The sequence below is a fragment of the Sphingopyxis sp. genome, assembly GCF_965279725.1.
In the GTDB taxonomy this organism is placed as follows: Bacteria; Pseudomonadota; Alphaproteobacteria; order Sphingomonadales; family Sphingomonadaceae; genus Sphingopyxis.
Window position 1 is genome coordinate 231,333 of the sequence record NZ_CBDIIL010000003.1, and the last position, 18,526, is coordinate 249,858.

At 59.4% G+C, this 18,526-nt stretch carries 14 protein-coding genes, 1 tRNA gene and 1 pseudogene; 3 read left to right on the top strand and 13 right to left on the bottom strand.

Translation table 11 applies throughout. The annotated features are described in order from the left end of the window. Positions 1–96 precede the first annotated feature (96 nt). Positions 97–183 (top strand) — tRNA-Leu (locus ACQY6T_RS09925). Positions 184–373: 190 nt separating this feature from the next. Here the strand turns inward: ACQY6T_RS09925 and ACQY6T_RS09930 are convergent. From ACQY6T_RS09930 to ACQY6T_RS09990, 13 genes and pseudogenes are all read right to left on the bottom strand, one after another. Then, positions 374–1,045, bottom strand: coding sequence for a hypothetical protein (locus tag ACQY6T_RS09930; RefSeq protein WP_428630625.1), 672 nt, complete (start codon positions 1,043–1,045; stop codon positions 374–376). A 249-nt stretch (positions 1,046–1,294) separates the two neighbouring features. Then, positions 1,295–1,738 (bottom strand): recombinase family protein, encoded by a 444-nt coding sequence (locus ACQY6T_RS09935; RefSeq protein WP_428630626.1) that lies wholly within the window; start codon positions 1,736–1,738, stop codon positions 1,295–1,297. A 119-nt stretch (positions 1,739–1,857) separates the two neighbouring features. Then, the gene (locus ACQY6T_RS09940) at positions 1,858–2,775 is read right to left on the bottom strand and encodes a cation diffusion facilitator family transporter (RefSeq protein WP_428630627.1); all 918 of its coding nucleotides are present in this window, start codon (positions 2,773–2,775) and stop codon (positions 1,858–1,860) included. 1 nt (position 2,776) lies between these two features. Continuing rightward, positions 2,777–3,010 carry a DUF305 domain-containing protein gene (locus ACQY6T_RS09945; protein WP_428630628.1) on the bottom strand — a complete coding sequence of 78 codons (234 nt, stop codon included), beginning with the start codon at positions 3,008–3,010 and terminating at the stop codon, positions 2,777–2,779. Positions 3,011–3,114: 104 nt separating this feature from the next. Next, positions 3,115–6,393, bottom strand: a complete 3,279-nt coding sequence (locus ACQY6T_RS09950; protein ID WP_428630629.1) for an efflux RND transporter permease subunit — start codon at positions 6,391–6,393, stop codon at positions 3,115–3,117. A gap of 1 nt (position 6,394) precedes the next feature. Further along, a complete protein-coding gene (locus tag ACQY6T_RS09955) occupies positions 6,395–7,567 on the bottom strand; it encodes an efflux RND transporter periplasmic adaptor subunit (protein WP_428630630.1) in 1,173 nt (390 codons plus the stop codon). Positions 7,568–7,581: 14 nt separating this feature from the next. Further along, positions 7,582–8,778, bottom strand: a complete 1,197-nt coding sequence (locus tag ACQY6T_RS09960; protein ID WP_428630631.1) for a TolC family protein — start codon at positions 8,776–8,778, stop codon at positions 7,582–7,584. A gap of 664 nt (positions 8,779–9,442) precedes the next feature. Continuing rightward, positions 9,443–10,613: pseudogene (locus tag ACQY6T_RS09965) on the bottom strand (IS3 family transposase). A 60-nt stretch (positions 10,614–10,673) separates the two neighbouring features. Next, the gene (locus ACQY6T_RS09970; RefSeq protein WP_428630632.1) at positions 10,674–10,799 is read right to left on the bottom strand and encodes a hypothetical protein; all 126 of its coding nucleotides are present in this window, start codon (positions 10,797–10,799) and stop codon (positions 10,674–10,676) included. A 1,127-nt stretch (positions 10,800–11,926) separates the two neighbouring features. Continuing rightward, complete coding sequence (gene galU / locus ACQY6T_RS09975; RefSeq protein ID WP_428630633.1) at positions 11,927–12,790, bottom strand: UTP--glucose-1-phosphate uridylyltransferase GalU; 864 nt, start codon at positions 12,788–12,790, stop codon at positions 11,927–11,929. A 621-nt stretch (positions 12,791–13,411) separates the two neighbouring features. Further along, positions 13,412–13,765: a helix-turn-helix transcriptional regulator gene (locus ACQY6T_RS09980; RefSeq protein ID WP_428630634.1), complete on the bottom strand. Its 354-nt coding sequence runs from the start codon at positions 13,763–13,765 to the stop codon at positions 13,412–13,414. An 8-nt stretch (positions 13,766–13,773) separates the two neighbouring features. Then, positions 13,774–14,532 carry a LuxR C-terminal-related transcriptional regulator gene (locus ACQY6T_RS09985; protein WP_428630635.1) on the bottom strand — a complete coding sequence of 253 codons (759 nt, stop codon included), beginning with the start codon at positions 14,530–14,532 and terminating at the stop codon, positions 13,774–13,776. Positions 14,533–14,899: 367 nt separating this feature from the next. After that, positions 14,900–16,144: a hypothetical protein gene (locus ACQY6T_RS09990; RefSeq protein ID WP_428630636.1), complete on the bottom strand. Its 1,245-nt coding sequence runs from the start codon at positions 16,142–16,144 to the stop codon at positions 14,900–14,902. Positions 16,145–16,221: 77 nt separating this feature from the next. On the opposite strand from ACQY6T_RS09990, the gene ACQY6T_RS09995 reads away from it, so the two are divergent. Both ACQY6T_RS09995 and ACQY6T_RS10000 read left to right on the top strand, forming a co-directional pair. Beyond that, positions 16,222–16,539 carry a hypothetical protein gene (locus ACQY6T_RS09995; RefSeq protein WP_428630637.1) on the top strand — a complete coding sequence of 106 codons (318 nt, stop codon included), beginning with the start codon at positions 16,222–16,224 and terminating at the stop codon, positions 16,537–16,539. A gap of 626 nt (positions 16,540–17,165) precedes the next feature. Beyond that, a complete protein-coding gene (locus ACQY6T_RS10000) occupies positions 17,166–18,521 on the top strand; it encodes a pectate lyase family protein (RefSeq protein ID WP_428630638.1) in 1,356 nt (451 codons plus the stop codon). Positions 18,522–18,526: the final 5 nt, after the last annotated feature.

Consider the following 18,526-nt stretch of genomic DNA (forward strand, 5'->3'; position numbering starts at 1 on the left):
GAATAAATGCAGCGAAGCTTGCTTGCATCGCCCGAAAAGCTTTGCTAGGCGCCCGCTCCTACCCGGAGCCGGACCCGTTCGGCCCCATCATGATGTGCGGTCGTGGCGGAACTGGTAGACGCGCAACGTTGAGGTCGTTGTGGCCGAAAGGCCGTGGAAGTTCGAGTCTTCTCGACCGCACCAGACAGTCCGGTAGGACACCAAAAATTGCCAAGAGTTAAGTGGGCTGCGCCCCAAAGGCGCGCCTTTCTGCGCCACTCCCGCGCGGTAGATTCGGGCCTGCAGTCAGAGATCCTCCGTTTCATCAGATTGACGAGAAAAAAAGGAGCCCGGTTTCTGCCGGGCATTTTCATGACTGCAGTCGGTAGTAGGCCTAGAAGCCGAGTGCCTTGCGTTGCCCTTGCCAGTGCATCGGAAGAGCGATCGCCGACAGTGACTTGGCCGTCAGCGTCGTGGGCTGCCGACCTTCGACAATAGCCGTGACAATGTCCGGCGCCAGGCAGGACAGCCCAACCAATTTCCCAAGCCGGGTACGGCATCGACCTTGGTCTGCCGCGATGGCGGCGATCGATTGTTCTGGGTGCTGGAGTACGAGCTTCCGAGCCGCATGAGCCTCAGCGACGAACTGCACCAAATTCTCGTCGCGCCTTTGCGGTGGAACATCGGGAGTTGAAGGCGGAAGAACAAGGCGCAACGCATGGCCACGCCGCACCTTGATGACTGGACTTAGCAAAACCTGATCTGCTGTTTCGTCCTCGTTCGCAGCATCGTCGATCTGCAATTTTGCTCGAAGCCCTGCTTCGTTGAGTTGGATAGCGACATGATCCATGATCAGATCGATGCGACGGATGATCTGGTGTATGATGTTGCGGCATTGCCCGGTCGCTTCGGATCGGATGGTCGCCGCCATTGCGTGCGCCGATGACAGGGCCGAATTGATGGCCTCGCCATCTTGCCCGCTGGCCATTGCAACGATGTTTTGCTGATCCTCAAGGAACGACGCGAGCCTTCCCCGTATCAAGGGATCGATATCGGTCGATGTCACCCGCCATCCAACGCCTCCCTCACAGTCGGGACGCGTTTGATGATAACGATAGCGTCGCTTCTGCGTTGCACCGTCCTTACGGGTCGCCGTCCGGCTCGTGTGGCTCGGAACCATCAGGCGCCCCTCCCCGTCATAGATGATGCTGGTGAGTAGACTAGGCCATCGCGCCGCGCGCCTTGATGTACCGCCCTGCGACCGCTCGGCGAGAGCGCACTGGACGGATTCCCAGAGTTCTTCCGATACGATCGCCTAGTGCTCGCCTGGATATGCCGTTCCCTTGTGGACTATGTCACCCCGATACATCCGGTTAGCGAGCATGTGATAGATCGTACCGCGGCGGTATAGACGTCCGCCCTTGTGAGGCCCGCTGGTACGCTCCTGCACCTTGGTCCGATATCCGTCTGAATTCAGCTGGTCGGCCAGAGTCCTGACAGATCCGAGAACGAGATATCGGCGCATGATGTGGCGCACCTGCTCCGCTTCGTTCGGTTCGATGATGAGCTTGCGGTCACGGACGATATAGCCGAGCGGCACCGGCCCACCCATCCAGATGCCCTTGCGCTTCGATGCCGCGATCTTGTCGCGGATCCGTTCGCCGGTGACTTCCCGCTCGAACTGGGCGAACGACAGCAGCATGTTCAATGTCAGGCGTCCCATGCTGGTCGTGGTGTTGAACGACTGGGTAATCGACACGAAGCTAGGGTCGGCATGGATAGCGTTCCACGACCTTCTGCTTGTGGCCGTTTGCGGTCAGTCGGCTTTCGGCAGGCAAGAGTGGAAAGCAGTCGTTCGCTCTGCTTGATCCTAATCGGCTAAGCGTGAACGTTGCCGTCATTACCACAAGGTTCTGTTTCCGTCTGGATAGTCGCGTGACTGATATTGAACCTTGTTTCGAGCATTTCGATCGCAAGCCGACGTGGTGCGTCCGTGTCGACATTGTCTAACAGCACGATGTGCGCAGTCAGGCTCGCATCGTGTCCGGCGATCGACCATAGGTGCAAGTCATGCACGTTGCCGACCCCTTCGATCTCCAGCAGTGCCGAACGAATCTCCTGCAGGTCAAGTCCGCGGGGCACGCCTTGCAGAAGGATATGGATCGTATCGCGAAGAAGAATCCACGTGCGTGGCAACACCCATAGCCCGATGGCGATCGCGACGATGGGATCGATCCAGAAATAGCCGGTGAAATAGATTGCCACGGCCGCGCCCATCACGCCGAGCGAGCCGAGCATGTCGGCCCATACTTCCAAATAGGCACCCTTGACGTTGAGGCTCGCCTCTTTGCCGCCAGCGAGGATCCGCATCGAGATGAGATTGATCCCCAGGCCCAGCCCGGCAACGATCAACATACCGACGGACTCGACGGGTCGCGGATCGAAGAACCGCCCGATGCCTTCGACAAGGACGTAGCCCGCCACCACGAACAGCAGAATAGCGTTGAACGCGGCAGCGAGAATTTCGAACCGCCGATAGCCGAACGTGCGCTTGTCGTCGGGCGGACGCTGGCCGATGCGAACGGCGACCAGCGCGATCGCGAGCGCCGCCGAGTCCGTGAACATATGCGCGGCGTCGGATAGCAACGCGAGGCTGTCGAAGACAAACGCCCCGACAATTTCGGCGATCAGAAATATCGTCGTCAGCCCTAGCGCAATGGCTAGCCGCTTGCTGCTCGCGCCCGCGCCATGATTGTGGCCGCCGTCCGCCGCGCTGTGTGAATGATCGTGGCCCATCTCAATTCTCCGCCTTGGGCGAATTCTGGCTCGTCGGGGTCTTCTTCTCCAGCCACATGCGCATGAATCCAATTTCCTTTTCCCGGGCGGCGATGACCGCCTCGGCCAGTTTGCGGACCTCCGGATCCTTGCCGTTCGCCGGCGCGATTTTCGCCATCGCGACCGCGCCCTCGTGGTGCGGGATCATCGACCGCGTGAAGTGGGTTTCGGCATCGCCTGTCAGGACGATCGCCATGTCTTTGCGCGTTTTATCGCTAGATCTCCAACTCGATAGAATTTTTTCGGTTCCGGTAACAAAGTGCCGCGAGCACAAGTTTGATGCTCGCTGCACCAGGACCCTCATGTTGTCAGCTTAGGGTTATCGCCTTGGACAAACACCCGCTCGCCAAGCGTCGTGATGTCGGTATAGTCGCCGGCGACATGCTTGTTGTGCCGACCGCGGAGCAGCAAATGGCTGATCGCGGGCAGGACGAACAAGGTCAGCAAGGTCGAGGTAATCAACCCGCCGATCACGACGATCGCAAGCGGCTTTTGTACCTCGGCGCCGGTTCCGGTGGCGAGGGCCATCGGGACGAAGCCGATCGCGGGTACGATACCCGTCATCAGGACGGCGCGGACCCGTTCCATGACGCCTTCGCCGATGGCGACATCGACGGGTTTTCCTTCGTCGATGCGCTGGTTGATGCTCGACATCACCACGAGACCGTTGAGCACTGTCACGCCCGACAGCACGATGAAGCCCACCGCCGCCGATACCGAGAATGGCAGTCCCGTCAGCAGCAACGAGAAGACGCCGCCAGCCAGCGCGAGAGGGATTGCAGAATAAACTGCGATCGCCTGCCGCACCCCGCCCAAGGCCATGTACAGGATGCCAAAGATCGCCGCGAAGATGATCGGGATGACGATCGATAGCCTTGCCGAGGCGGCTTGCAGATTTTCAAATTGCCCGCCCCACTCGATGAAGCTTCCGGTAGGAAGTTTGACCTGCGCGTTCACTTTCTCCTGCGCCTCGGCGACGAAGGATCCCAGATCGTTACCGCGGACGTTGGCTTGCACCACGACGCGCCGCTTGCCGTTTTCACGGCTGACCTGGTTCAACCCTTCGGAGAAGCCGAACTTCGCCAGTTCGCTGAGCGGCACCGACGCCCGCGCTCCGCCCTCGCCGGGAAGGAGCACGGGAAGTGCCCCCACTGCGTCGAGATCGTCGCGCGTAGCGCGGTCGAGGCGGACGACGATGTCGTATCGCCGATCGCCTTCGAACACGATCCCGGCTTCGCGTCCGCCAAGCGCCGCCGCCACCGTATCGCTGACGTCCTGCAAGGTCAGGCCGTAACGCGCAATTGCATCTCGGTCGAACTGGACGTCGAGGACGGGAAAGCCGGCGGTCTGTTCGACCTTGACGTCCGCAGCGCCCGGAACAGTGTTCAGGATCGCTGCGACCTGCTGCGCCGCACGGCCCATCTCGTCGAGATCGTCGCCATAAAGCTTGATCGCGATATCCCCGCGCACCCCGGCAATCAGTTCGTTGAAGCGCAACTGGATCGGCTGGCTGATTTCAAAGGAATTGCCGACCAGCGGCTCAAGCTTCTTCTCCACCCGTTCGATCACGTCATCCTTGGTCTTGACCCCGTCGGGCCAAGCGTCTCGCGGCTTCAGGATGATGAAGGTATCCGACGCGTTTGGCGGCATCGGATCGCTGGCGACCTCCGCCGTACCAGTTTTCGAGTAGATGAAGGCGACTTCGGGAAGCGTTGAGACGGCTTTCTCGACCTGCAACTGCATCGCCTGCGACTTGTTCAAAGATGTCGACGGGATGCGAAGCGCCTGCATCGCGAGATTGCCCTCGCCCAGCACCGGGATGAACTCGCTGCCAAGCATGCCGAACACCAGGATGGCGGCGGCGAAGGTCCCGCCGCCGGCACCGATCCACGGCCAAGGCCGCGCGATGGCGCGCTTGAGCACGGGCTCGTAGCGGGTCTTCACCCATGCGATTGCGCGCACTTCCTTCTCGGCAACCTTGCCGCGAAGAAGCAGTGCGACCATCGCCGGAACGAAGGTCAGCGATGCAATGAACGCGCCCGCCAGAGCCAGCAGCACCGTGATCGCCATCGGCGAGAAGGTCTTGCCCTCGACGCCGGTGAAGGTGAGCAAAGGCACGAACACGAGGAAGATGATCGCCTGCCCATAGATCGTCGGCTTCACCATTTCGCGCGAGGCTTCGAACACCTCGTGCAGTCGCTCGCTCAGCGAGAGCAATCGCCCTTCATGATGTTGTCGTTCGGCCAGTCGCCTGAGGCAGTTTTCGATGATGATGATCGAGCCGTCGACGATGAGACCGAAGTCGAGCGCGCCGAGGCTCATCAAATTGCCCGACGTGCCGGTAATGTTCATGCCCGTCCCCATCATCAGGAAGGAGATCGGGATGACGAGCGTGGCGATGACCGCGGCGCGGAAGTTGCCGAGCAGCCAGAAGAGTACCGCCGCGACGAGCAGGGCGCCTTCGGCGAGGTTCTTTTCGACCGTGCCGATCGTCGCGTCGACAAGTTGCGAGCGATCGAGCACCGGCTTGACGACGATGCCTGCCGGCATGGATTTGGCGACGTCCTTCAAGCGATCGGCCGCAGCCGATGCAACGATGCGGCTGTTGCCGTTGGCGAGCATCAACACCGTGCCGACGACAAGTTCTTTGCCGTTTTCGGATGCAGAACCGGTGCGCAATTCCCCACCGATCTGCACGGTGGCGACGTCGCGAACCATGACCGGTACGCCGCCACGGCTTGCAACGGTGGCGCGACCGATCTCGTCGAGCGTGCGGATGCGGCCATCGGCGCGGACGAGGAAAGCCTCACCGCCGCGTTCGACGAAGTTTGCGCCGACCGAGATGTTGGCGCGTTCGAGAGATTCAGCGAGCTCGGAAAAGCTGATACCATAGCTTGCTAATTTGGTCGCGTCAGGCTGGACGACGAACTGCTTTTCATAACCGCCGATCGAATCGATCCCGGCGACGCCCGAGACCGAGCGCAGCTGCGGGCGGATCACCCAATCCTGGACGGTCCTTAAATAACCAAGCTTCGCCACTTCATCGACGAGCACTTCCCCGGTCGGAGTTATATAGGAGCCGTCGGGCTGGAGGCCCGGCTTCCTGGCTACCATGGGCTTGTTCTTGCCCGAGGTCGGCGCAAAATCGACGGTGTACATGAGCACTTCGCCGAGACCGGTGGAGACCGGTCCCATTTGCGGCTCGGCGCCGTCGGGCAAAGTGCCCTTGGCCTGATTGAGCCGCTCGGCAACCTGCTGCCGCGCGAAATAGAGGTCGGTATGATCCTCGAAGATCACCGTGACCTGGCTAAACCCGTTGCGCGAGATCGAGCGGGATGTTTGCAGGCCCGGTATACCGGCCATCGCGGTTTCGATGGGGAAGGTAACGAGGCGTTCGATGTCGAGCGGCCCGAGATTGGGCTCGACGGTATTGATCTGGACCTGCTTGTTGGTGATATCGGGCACGGCATCGATCGGCAGCTTCATGAGCTGGGTGATGCCATAGGCCGAGATGATGAGGGTGAGGATGACCACACCCCAGCGAAAGCGTATCGACGCGTCGAGCAGTTTTTCGATCATCTCAATGCTCCGCCTCGCCCTTGCCGATTTCGGCCTTGAGCAGGAAGGCACCCTTGGTCGCGATCACCGCGCCGGGCTTCACCCCGTCGACGATCTCGATACGGCCGCCGCCGCGCTTGCCGGTGACCACGGTGGTCGCCTGGAAGCCCTTCGCGGTTTTGACGAACACGACCTCGCGGCCCTCGACGGTCTGCACCGCCTCTTCGGGCAGCGCGATGAGCGTCGAGTCGGCGGCGGCCTGCGGCTTGATCCGCGCCCGCAGTCCCTGGCCGGGCGTGAGGCCCCCGATACCATCGGGGACGAGGACGATCGTCGCGGTCTTGCTGTCGGGATCGAGGCTCGGGGTCGCCGAACGCACCGTCGCATTGACCGTTTCACCGCCGAGAAGTTCGATCACCGCGGTATCGCCGGGCCTGATCCGCCTCGCGTCGGCGGCCAGCACCGAGGCATTGATCTGGATGCGGCGGGGATCGGAGACGCGGAACAATTCGGTTCCGGCGAGGACATAGGACCCGAGTTTCGCATCGGATTTGGTAACCCGCCCCGAGATCAGGCTCGTCACCGCAACCGTGCGGCCATCGCCCGATACTTTGGCGGCCGATGCCGCCGACTGCGAGCGCCGTGCTTCGGACTCGGCCTCGGAGAGTGCCGCCGCCGCCGCCTCGAGATCCTGCTTGGCGGTGATCCGGGCATCAAACAGCTTCTTTTCGCGCGCATAGGTTGAGCGCGCAAGAGCGAGTCGTGCCGTTGCCGAACTGCGTTCGGACGCGATCGCCGCGGCATCGCGGCTTTCCATCACGGCCACCGTGTCACCGGCCTGAACATAATCACCGAGCCGGCGATTGATGCGCGTGATCGCCCCGTCGGCGCGCGCCGTCAGCACGGCCTCGCCTTCGGGAGTTGCTGCCACGATGCCCTGCGCCAGGATCTCCGATCCGAGACCTCCGGACTGGATCGTCTCGGTAACGATACCCGCGCCCTTGGCGCGTGCCTCGTCCATCAGGATCTGGCCTTCGACATGGCCCTCCTCTTCTTTCTCGGCGGGCGCCGCCGCGGGTGCGGCCGCCTCGGGCGCGAACATCGACCGTCCGATCAATATGCCGCCGCCGCCGAGGACGAGCGCCCCGACCGCGACAGCGGCCATGAGGCGATTTTTGTTTTCCAAGATTTGCATGATGTTTCTTTCCCTTATTGCGCGGTCGCGCGGCCCAGCGCCGCAAGGGCGCGGGCGCGATCGAGCTCGGCTTCGATGAGTTTGAGGTTGGCACTAGTCAGCGCCTCTTGGGCATCGATCAGCTCGATGAGCGTGAACTTACCCTGCTGATATCCGATCTCGGCCACCCGCGCGGCTTCGCTCGCCTGGAACAGCCCGGCGCCCGACAAGGCCGACACCCGTTCGGTGGCGGCCGCCAACATCAACTCGGCATCGCGCCGCGAGAAGCGCGTATCGAGGCGCGTCTGCGCCAGCTGCGCTTCGGCCGCTTCGCCATTGGCGCGCGCGGCAGTGATGTTGCCGCGGTTGCGGTTGAACACCGGCAGCGGGATCGAGACACCGACGATGAAGGCGGTGTCCTTGCTCTCGCGGAAGTTCCGCACGCCGCCCGACGCCGTGATGTCGGGAACGCCCTCGGCCTGAGCCAGACGCACGCGCGCCGAAGCCGCATCGCGCTCCGCCGCCGCAAGCCGTTCGTCGAGGCTCTGCGCATCGGCCGGAAGCGCCAACGGCACCGAAAGGTTCTGCGCGACCGCCGACAGTTCGGGGTCATCGCTCCCGATCAGCAACGCGAGTTCCTGCCGTGCCGAGAGCAGTTGGGAGTCGGCCCGCAGGCTTTCCGCTCTCGCCTCGGCGAGCAAGGCGTCAGCGCGCAGCTTGGTGAGCGGCGGATCGCGGCCGACGTCCACCAGCGTCTCGGCGATTCGCGCTAGTTCGACCGCTCGTGTCAGAACATTCCGCGCCAGGACGGCGCGGTCTTCGGCGGCGCGGAGCTCGGCATGCGACACGATGATGTCGTAGGCGAGGTCGGCTTCGGCCCGGCGCAGCGCGAGCTGCGCGAACTCGCGTTCGGCAGCCGCAACCTCTTTGCGGGCCCTTCTTTTGCCGCCGAGTTCGAACGGCTGCGACACCGCGACGGTCGTCTCGGTCTGGCGGAAGGTACGATAGGGGCCCGTTCCACTGAAATTCTCGACTTCGGCGGACACGGTTGGGTTGGGACGCACGCCTGCTTGCAGGGCACGCCCTTCCGCCGCTTTCAGCTCGGCTTTGGCTTTGGCAATTCGAGGGGAGACATCTTGTCCGCGCGCAAGCGCATCGGACAGGGAGACAGGCTCGGCGAACGCCGGTTGACCTGACATGGCCAGCATCCCTGCAAACAGCAGGAAGCCCAATGATTTAGACATAAATACTCCTGATCAACGCAGAACGACGCAGGCAAAAGCCTGCGCGAAGCTGTGATCAGGCGGCAGGAGGCTGGGTTGGAGGGGCGGTCGCGTAAGACGCGAGTACGGTCGTGCGTTCGCGAAAGAATATAGCGCTCGTGGCGACTATATCAGACGTCTTCGGACGACGATTCAGTTCCGCACATGCGGAACAATGATGATGATCGATATGGAGCGGAGGCGCGCTTTCGGGCGACCCTTCGTTTGCATCCATCGACGCGACGAAAGCGTCACATCCGACATCGACGATTTCTATTGAATGCCCGGCCTCTGCGCCAGCCATTGCCGGCACCACAACACTCCCGAACAACAGCGAGATCGTTAGCGTGAGACGGGCGAGGAAAGGCGACATGGCGCGGCGACTATCATGAACCGGGTCGGGCCGCAATCTGGTGGCGCGGGTAAGGCGACCGTATCAAGCACGCTACCGCCCGCCGAAGAAGGCGCCCGGATGCTCATCTTGGCCGGTTGGAGACTGTCCGCTTTTGTCCAGCGATTGGGACAAGCGGACACCCGCCCCAATCCATCGGATAATTCCGATGCATGAACACCGATTCCGCGCTTCCCGCTCTCGCCGCTTGACCGGCCCCCACCGAGTGGTCCGGGCTATATGTTAGTGCATTGACGCCTCCCTCGCCAGTGTTGGCCGTCGGTGGAGCGAAGCGGAACCGGAGGGCAACACTGGCGAGGGAACGGCCTCCGGCGCCGGTGGTCGATATCCCAGCGAGCTGTGCGGCCGGACAGTGTTGTAATGTCGCCGCCAGGCCTCGATCAGGACCCGGGCCTCAGCGAGCGAGTAGAAGATTTCACCATTGAGCAGCTCATCGCGCAGCGACCCGTTGAACGATTCACAATAGCCATTCTCCCACGGACTTCCCGGCGCGATGTAGAGCGTCTTCACGCCGACCTTCGCCAGCCATTCCTGCACCGCCGTGGCGATAAACTCCGGGCCATTGTCCGACCTGATGCGCGCGGGCGGGCCGCGCGTCACGAACAGCTCGGCTAGCGCCGCCAGCACGTCGTCGCTCTTGAGCTTACGCGCGACCGGCAACGCCATGCACTCCCGGCTCGCCTCGTCGATGATCGACAGGATACGGTATTGCAACCATCGTGGGTGCGGCCCTCGACGAAGTCGTAGGACCGGACATGGCCGGGATACTCGGGCCGAAGCCGGATGCACGATCCGTCATTCAGCCAGAGCCGCCCGCGTTTCGGTTGCCTTTGCGGCACCTTCAGCCCCTCGCGGCGCCAGATGCGCTCGACCCGCTTGCGGTTCACATGCCACCCTGCATCGCGCAGCAACGCCGTCACCCGGCGATAGCCATCTCGACCATATTGACGCGCTAACGCGATGATATCCTCGGTGAGGGCCGCCTCGTCATCCGCCCCGCGCATAGCCTTGCGCTGTGTCGATCGGTATTGCCCGAGCACACGGCAGAGCCGCCGCTCGGACACCGGCATCATCATTCTGATGTGATCGATACAGCGCCTTCGGCGCGCGGGGCTCAGAAGTTTCCCCGGGCGGCCTCCTGCAGGATCAGCTTGTCGAGCGTCAGATCCGAGATCGCGCGGCGAAGCCGCACATTCTCTTTCTCCAAATCCTTCATCCGACGCGCCTGATCGATCTTCAGGCCGCCATATTCCTTGCGCCACCGATAATAGGTCTGCTCGCTGACCGCGATCCGCCGACACGCCTCCGCAGTCATGGCCCCCTGCGCCAGCACAACCTCCGCTTCACGCAGCTTGCCGATAATCTCTTCCGGGCGATGCTTCTTGCTCGGCATTCCTTGTCTCCTTCGTCATCCAAAATATCATCAATTTTGGACCACTCAGAAGGGGGCAGATCAAGTTGCGGCGTACAACTGCATTGCCTCGCCGTTGTCGAGTGCAAGACTCTGTTCCAGCGTCAAGAGCCGCCGGTCGATGCCAGATGCGCGTTGGCCGGTCTCAATTTTGGTAATCTTGTTCACTGCCCGCCCTTTTGATGAGTTTCGCTAACTGACAGATAGGGCAAACAATGAGGGAAAAAATCTACAGAACCATATAATCCTAATGCCCACATCCGCTGTCAAAAATAGGCCATGCGACTTGGACCTCCATACCACTTCGGGGTATTATGGCCGCCGCGTGCCATTCGGTGTCGACTTTGCGCGAGCCATCCCGCCGGAACAGGCGCTCGCTGCTGCGTTGCGGGGTAGGCGCTTGTGCTATTCCGGCCCGGATCCAAAAACGGTCGGGAGGATTGCTGCTGACAGCCGGCTGACCGCAAAAGACTGGTTGAGTTCAGCCAAGCCCAACGGATCTCGATCCTCGCCGGGTTTTTAATCGGCGCCTGTCGTATTTGACGGGTTTTGTACCAGAACCCCGATCGAGATTGCAGAGAGTAGTCCGCGATGCTCGATACGGCAGAAAGTCGTCCCGAGCGTTACGTCCAAAACGTCGCGGTATTGCTGGCGGCAACGTGACTTGCACGATAGCCCGTCAGCGTTCAAATGAATGCCATGAGTCTCCAGATGTTCAATCGAGCATTCGGGTATATCCTTCAGCGCTTGTGGAACGCAGACAGGCCAGCATCCGGATTGCTTTGCCTTACTTTAGTTTAATACGGTCCGTGCCGACGTCGATTTTCGGGCTTGGAATGGGCGACACCGGGCAAGATTTTCCTTCGCCAATGTCCCATTTTGTTGCACCGCAATATATCCGTTGACGAACGATTATTTTTTGATACCAGTCGGACATCCTCCAAACGTCCTGCGACCCGGAACTTAATTGGAGGAACGCTTTTAAAGCGCGAAAGGCCTCGCTTGTTTAAGTGCGAGGCCTTATTGCTGTCTCGGGCCCATATAAACTTGTATCCGACAACGGTTGGGCATCGTCTCGGTAGCGAAAATCCCATTTTTCGATCGACTTAGCGATGAATGCTAGTTTGTCGCTGCGTCCGTTCTACTGGTTCGGGTAGGACGGTGGTTACCAATAGTGATTGGCTGTCGGTCATCTCAGCTGGCTCACACGATCGCTTAGGCGCGATCTTTAGGTCGATATGCGCAAGCTGTTGGCCAACCCGACAGAACAGAAAAGGCAAAGCGCCGCCGCCGGTTTACTTCAGCAGATCGATCGCGAAGGCACGAACCTCGGCGGCGATGTCGGGGCGGTCGAGCGCGACCGCCAGATTGGCCTGGATATAGCCGGCCTTCGATCCGCAGTCGTAACGCGCGCCGTCAAAGGTCACGGCGTGGAACGGCTGGGTGCCGATCATGTTCGCCATCGCATCGGTCAGCTGGATTTCCCCGCCCGCGCCTTTCTCCTGACCCTCCAACACGCGCATCACTTCGGGCTGCAGGATATAGCGGCCCGAGATGATCAGGTTGGACGGCGCATCCGCTACCGATGGCTTTTCGACCAGTCCGGTGACTTCGGTCAGCGCGCCGTCGCGCGCGCCGGGCGCGATGACGCCATAGCTGGATACCTGGTCGCGCGGCACTTCGAGCACCGAGATCAGATTGCCGCCGACCTGATGATACGCATCGACCATCTGCTTCATGCAGCCGGGCGATCCGTGCATGAACTCGTCGGGCAGGAAAATCGCAAAGGGTTCGTCGCCGACGATCGATCGCGCGCACCAGATCGCATGACCCAGACCCAGCGGCTCCTGCTGGCGGACATAGGCGCAATTGCCAGGGCCGAGCCGGGTCGGTTCGAGGACCGACAGATCCTTGCCGCGTTCCGACATCGTCTTTTCGAGTTCGAAGGCGACATCGAAATGATCCTCGATCGCGCTCTTGCCGCGTCCGGTCACAAAGATCATCTGCTCGATACCCGCCTCGCGCGCTTCGTCGACCGCGTACTGGATCAGCGGCCGGTCGACGATCGGCAGCATCTCCTTCGGAATCGCCTTCGTCGCAGGCAAAAAGCGGGTGCCGAGACCGGCAACGGGAAAAACGGCTTTGCGGATCGGTTTCATGCGCGGGGTTTACCGCGCTTAAGGTACTGCGACATCTACTCTTTCGCAGTAATGCGAAAGAGTAGATGAGCCGCTTTGACCCCTCGATAGGATGGATCTGCTCAAGGCGCGACAGCACGGAACCTAACTAACTATGTTCTATGCGAAACGTTCGCGTCATGGACAGCGATCGAGTAGGGCTCGGCAGTCTTTTCAATGCCGCCCATTTTCCCGAGATTGAGGGTTCACGCGGCGTCGCCATGCCGTAGTTCAATCTAGGTTTCGCGGCCTTCTCGCGTGCGTTCGGAGCGTGGGGAGCTTTCGCTAAATCGCTTCGATGGCCAGCGCGCCCGGCGATTAGTGCCCGCCATGCTCGTGCTGCTTGTCGCGACGCTTTCGGTAGGAGCGAAATTTTTCCACCGCGGGACTGAGCCCAAATGGCAATACCGCCGTCGCCAGCACATTTCTCCCCAACATCACGTTGGGCCCAAATCGATTATTCGACGTCAACGCCAGCGTTCGCCCGCTTTGCTACACTTGATTACTAGGCGTCGAAAAATAATGACATCTTCTGGCTCTGCCGAACTTGGTCGGCTCGATGACGCCATACCCGATTTGCTGCCTCTGGTTCATGTACCCCAGTCAGATTTCGATCATGATTCTTATTTTATCAGCGCTCGTTCCGACGAATTTTGCGATGCTTTCTCGGCTTTCGATCATAAATTCATCATATCCCAACGATCCCGCGCCGATCGGTGAGATATTGGCCAAAACGCCGAAAAACTCACGGACAGCAGCCATATGTTTCCCGGTCGGATGCCGCCGGCCATTTTCCCACATGCTAATTGTGGCGGTGCTAACACCGACACCCAAACCGAGAGCGACTTGGGTTGCCCCATGGGCCTTCCGAATGCGGCGCAATTGCTCACCAAGACTCACACCTGGTGAAGTCCCGGCAGAGAAACCGTCCGCGCTCAGATCGATTTGCGGTGTCATGCTCGCGCCTAGGTGGCGGCGAGCATGAGAGAAGCATCCATATCATTTTGAACAAAGGTATCAGCAACATCGACGGCGCCAATCTTTACGCCATTATTAAACGCCCAGATCGCCGCTTGGGTGCGGTTGCTGACGCGAAGTTTACGCAAGATTGCCTTGACGTAAACCTTGACCGTCGCTTCGCTTATTTCAAGCCGCCGCGCGATCTCCTTGTTCGAGTGACCGACGAGGAGATAACGCAACGTTGTAATCTCTCGCTCGGAAAGAATTCGCGCTACGTCGGCATTGGGCGAAATTTGAGGCATCTCGTTCCGACGGACTACGCCGGACAAGTGAAGCGCGAGTTCGCTAGGCATCACTTTCTGACCCATCACAACGAGCCGAAGCGATTCCATCAAAGCTTCGCAACTGATCGCCTTGACAAAATATCCATCAGCACCGCTCTTGAAAGCATCCGCCACGCGTTCGAATTCGAACTCGTCGGCAAGCACAACTTTGCGAGACTTCGGAAAATTCCTGTTCAAGACTTCCAGCTCAATGGTGATCTGCTCTCCGTCGCCATTGTCGAGAATGAAAAGCGCTGGCAGCGCATTCGCAACAAATTCGCTAGGCAGATCTGCCCCACTCTCCACCAGCGCTGCGATGGTAAAATCATCGTCCGCCAAAATACGCCGCAGCCCCTCACGGGCCAAAGTGTTTCTGCCGACCACCACTGTTGAAAGAATTTCTTTGCCAACCGTATTGCTTGACAATTTCTCTACGATCATCGAACGCCCCCCTCGTAAAAGACGTACCCAATCGCGACCCGTTATATTGGATGTTTTTGATTGTTTTGGATAAGTTTGTTTAAGTGCACTTAACCTAATCAAATTTGCGCCGAGAGTCGAATCCACTTAAGGCTAATTTAACACCGACGCGCGATTTTGAGGAGACAGACCTAATTCTGGCCCAAGATTTTGTTTTTATTTAATAAAAATCAGGCGTATCCGAACCGGCCCGCCTCGGATTGAAAACCGGATATTAAGCTTCCCGTTTTGGGACATGTTGAGAAACCATAAGAATCGAATTTATGCCGCACTGCGGTATCCGAGTCGCGACGTCGATCCGAGGTTCAAGCTCTTGCCCGTTTCAGCGCTAAACCGAGATCCCGCAGTTCACTGCGGGTACCGAGCCGGAGCCCGTACCCACCTTGTTCACAAAGCTACCGGAAGCGTCTTGGTCGCCGGCACGTTCGTTCAAATATTCTTCGAGGTTGGTGTAACCATCTCCGTCGGCATCGGCAGTTCCAACCGTGATGCCGCGCGCCGCTTCCCAGTTATCGTCCATGCCGTCGGCATCTGCATCGACGTAGGGCGTTCCAGCAGCCAACGCGGGCCACCCCCCCACTTCGCTCGGATCATCGATGATTGAGCCGCGGCAGCTGAGAAAGTCGGTAACGACACGCTGGTCCGCAGCATCTCTTGGAAACGCGCCCGCGAACGCAGTCACGTCGCGCACGGCCTGCTCGGCCGATGAGTAGTGCTCGATGGAAAGGCTGCCGATTATGTTACCTAGCAGATACATCCAGTCGGTTGGCTCGAAGAACATCCTATCCGCCATCGACACATTGCTACGTCGCCCGTCAATGTTCCCCGCCAAATAGAACTCGGCAAACCCCGGATTTGTGGAATGCGCCTCGTCATAATCGCCGCCAAAAATCGGCGTGCCGCGGACGGAGTCGGGGCCCATCGACACCCAATTTCCAATGACGTTGGCCTGACGTGTAAGGCCGCTTGTTCCCGTTCCCTGTTTCTGCAGCATCGAGAAATATTGGTGCGCGCGCTCTCTCATATTGTAGGAAACGATATTCACGAAATCGACGCGGCTCCCCACGCCAGCGTTTGGCATGCGGTCGGTGGCGTGCGCGATCAGCACGTGATGAACCGAAATATTATTTCCCTCGACGAACATTCCTTTCGAATGCTCGCCGGACGCATGGGTGGACTTGCTCAAACCTTCGTAGACCAGCGACCATTGAACGGTGATCTCGCCCGACGCTTTCGTCGAATTAAAAGGTTCGTCGGTAGCCCAGGAAAGCGAGACGTGATCCAGGATCGTATTATTAGCGCCCGCATCGATCGTGATGCTGTCCGTCGTATCCTGCTTGGCTCCGCTGGTTGGACCGGGCCGAAGGCGAATATGGCGAAGGATGTTATCGGGCTTTACCAACGCTATCGGTGAACCCGTCAGATTCGATGGGGAATTTCGAAGCGCGATTCCGCCACCCGGTGCAGTTTGACCTGCCACCGTAAGATTGCCCGAGGTTGGCTTGATCTGCGTCAACAACTCGATTGTTCCCGACACGCGAAAGACGCATGTGCGGGCGCCGACCGCCATCATGCACTCGCGGAGCGATCCAGCACCGGAATCCGCGAGCGTCGTGACGGGATACACTTGTCCTCCTCGCCCCCCCACAGATGCCGCGCCGAATCCTTGCGCCGTTGGAAATGCACGCTGCCGGCCATCGCGCAACTTGCTCGGACTGTACGTTCCGGCGACAGGCGGCGGTGCCGGAGTTGGTGTGGGCGTCGGCGTCGGAGCGGGTGTCGGCGTTGGTGCAGGCGTCGGCGTTGGAGCGGGTGTTGGCGTCGGAGCAGGCGTTGGCGTTGGAGCGGGTGTTGGCGTCGGAGCAGGCGTTGGCGTTGGCGTCGGAGCAGGCGTCGGTGTCGGAGCGGGTGTCGGCGTCGGTGTCGGCGCCGGCGTCGGAGCAGGTGTTGGTGTCGGGACGGGAATAACCACAACCGGGCCTGCACCGGTGCTAGGCGCGCTGCCAGCGCTGCCGCCGCCGCAGCCAGCAAGCATCAGCGCGATAACGACGGACGACGCCCCACGGGTCGTAAAGTTATGAAACTTCATTGAAAACTTATCCACACGCATCATCATCCTATACGGCCATGGTAAATTCAGCCTCAGGATAAGATGAATTACCCAATTTTGGGTTAATCCGTTATGACTAATCATTTCGAGCGCAAGGCCGAAGGCGACTATCCGTGCCGTTTTGATGTCGGGCTGAAATATTTCAGCGGCGCATTCGATTATACTTTAAGCGCAGTAGGTTTATGTGGAACCATAGATGATCATTTTTCTATCTATTCGGTCTAATTTCAAGAACTTGCTAAAAGAATTTGGCCTTAAACCTGGAGAAATGAAAAAATAATCGCATAATTTCAATCGGTAAACTGTTGCCACGACGTAATCCATCGCCATTCCCTAGCAATTTTCGGCTAGACGTCCGAGCAACGAGCCAAGCCTTGCCGGAATTCGAACACTCGACCTAGACTTTGGGGGTAAACCGTCTGCTTCATTCTATCTGGATGAAAAGGGTGCCAAATAAGCCGTTTCTACGAACGAGGATATGTCGATGCCGCCCCAGCTCCGAACGCATAGAACGCCATGCCTGGGGATCTCATTTTCCCTCGCGCTGATGCTGGCCTCATGTGCCGCGTCGGGTGGCCAAGCCGAAGAAGTTGATCCGCAACTTGTAAGTGGCAAGGCGTTCCCGACAGCGATCGGGTACGGCGTCAATGCGGCGGGCGGCCGCGGTGGAAAAATGATCCAAGTCACCACTTTGGACGATGCCGGCGCGGGGTCGCTGCGATCCTGCCTCGAGGCCACAGGCCCACGGACATGCATATTTCGGATCGGGGGTGTCTTCCGTTTTTCCGGCAAACCGCCAGTGATCAAAAATCCTTATCTGACGATTGCAGGCCAGACGGCATCCGGCGGTGGTGTTACAATTGCTCACGATGGATCGCCGCAATCCCGAACGCCCCTGCTCATCAAGAACTCACATGATATCATTGTCCGTCACATCCGTGTGCGAAACGATCGGATTGGCGGAGAACGCGAGTCGGAAGACTCGATTACGATAGAGAATAGCCGCAACGTTATCATTGACCATGTTAGCGCCAGTTGGGCACGGGATGAAATCATTAATGGCTATGGCGACAATGATCTCATTACGATAAGTCATTCGATCTTCGCATATGGCATTCCGAAGCATGACAAATGTGCGCTCTTGGGCAGCGATCCCAAAAATATTCAGAACATGAGCTTCATTGGCAACATTTGTGCCCATAACGGCGATCGAAATCCTGATATCAATTTTCGTCCGTCTTCCTGTATTGAAGTTCTCAACAACATCTTTTTCAACGCGCAATCCGAGTTTGCTGAAATTTGGGAGAGCTATGGAGGAACCCCGGTTTCGATCGTCGGGAATATTTTCAAGGCAGGGCCAAACAGTTCGGCCCGCTCGGTCGGCGTTATCCGCCAAACGGAAGGAAGCGCTGGCCCGTCGAGCATTTACCTCGACGACAACCGCTTCATTGGCGATTTCATCCACGTCGACGCCTCTGTTGCTGGCGTTCGCCAAGCCAAGCCCTCATGCCCCCTGACGGTCGAGCCTTCGCCCGCGAGTGAGGCTTTTGGAACAATTCTTGCGAATGCCGGTGCTTGGCCGCGCGATGCGATCGACCTCCGGGTAATCAGCGACGTTCGGAACGGAACGGGTAAGATCGTGTCGAAACCAGGCGAAATTCCTCCTGTCGCCGATGGCAAACCTTACACCGATAGCGATGCGGACGGGATGGACGACCTGTGGGAAAGCCGCAACGGCATGAAGGTCGGGAAATTCGATCCGTGGGACGACGCCAATGGGGATGACGTGTCCAATTTCGACGCGTTCCTTGACTATCTAGATCGAAACTTTTCGCGTTGACACCG

Bases quoted from the DNA above. Each gene is read 5' to 3' on its own strand.
- ACQY6T_RS09940 (WP_428630627.1), bottom strand. From the start codon at position 2,775: ATGGGCCACGATCATTCACACAGCGCGGCGGACGGCGGCCACAATCAT.
- ACQY6T_RS09945 (WP_428630628.1), bottom strand. From the start codon at position 3,010: ATGGCGATCGTCCTGACAGGCGATGCCGAAACCCACTTCACGCGGTCG.
- ACQY6T_RS09950 (WP_428630629.1), bottom strand. From the start codon at position 6,393: ATGATCGAAAAACTGCTCGACGCGTCGATACGCTTTCGCTGGGGTGTG.
- ACQY6T_RS09955 (WP_428630630.1), bottom strand. From the start codon at position 7,567: ATGCAAATCTTGGAAAACAAAAATCGCCTCATGGCCGCTGTCGCGGTC.
- galU (WP_428630633.1), bottom strand. From the start codon at position 12,790: ATGAAACCGATCCGCAAAGCCGTTTTTCCCGTTGCCGGTCTCGGCACC.
- ACQY6T_RS09980 (WP_428630634.1), bottom strand. From the start codon at position 13,765: ATGACACCGCAAATCGATCTGAGCGCGGACGGTTTCTCTGCCGGGACT.
- ACQY6T_RS09985 (WP_428630635.1), bottom strand. From the start codon at position 14,532: ATGATCGTAGAGAAATTGTCAAGCAATACGGTTGGCAAAGAAATTCTT.
- ACQY6T_RS09990 (WP_428630636.1), bottom strand. From the start codon at position 16,144: ATGATGGCGGTCGGCGCCCGCACATGCGTCTTTCGCGTGTCGGGAACA.
- ACQY6T_RS09995 (WP_428630637.1), top strand. From the start codon at position 16,222: ATGCCGCGCCGAATCCTTGCGCCGTTGGAAATGCACGCTGCCGGCCAT.
- ACQY6T_RS10000 (WP_428630638.1), top strand. From the start codon at position 17,166: ATGCCGCCCCAGCTCCGAACGCATAGAACGCCATGCCTGGGGATCTCA.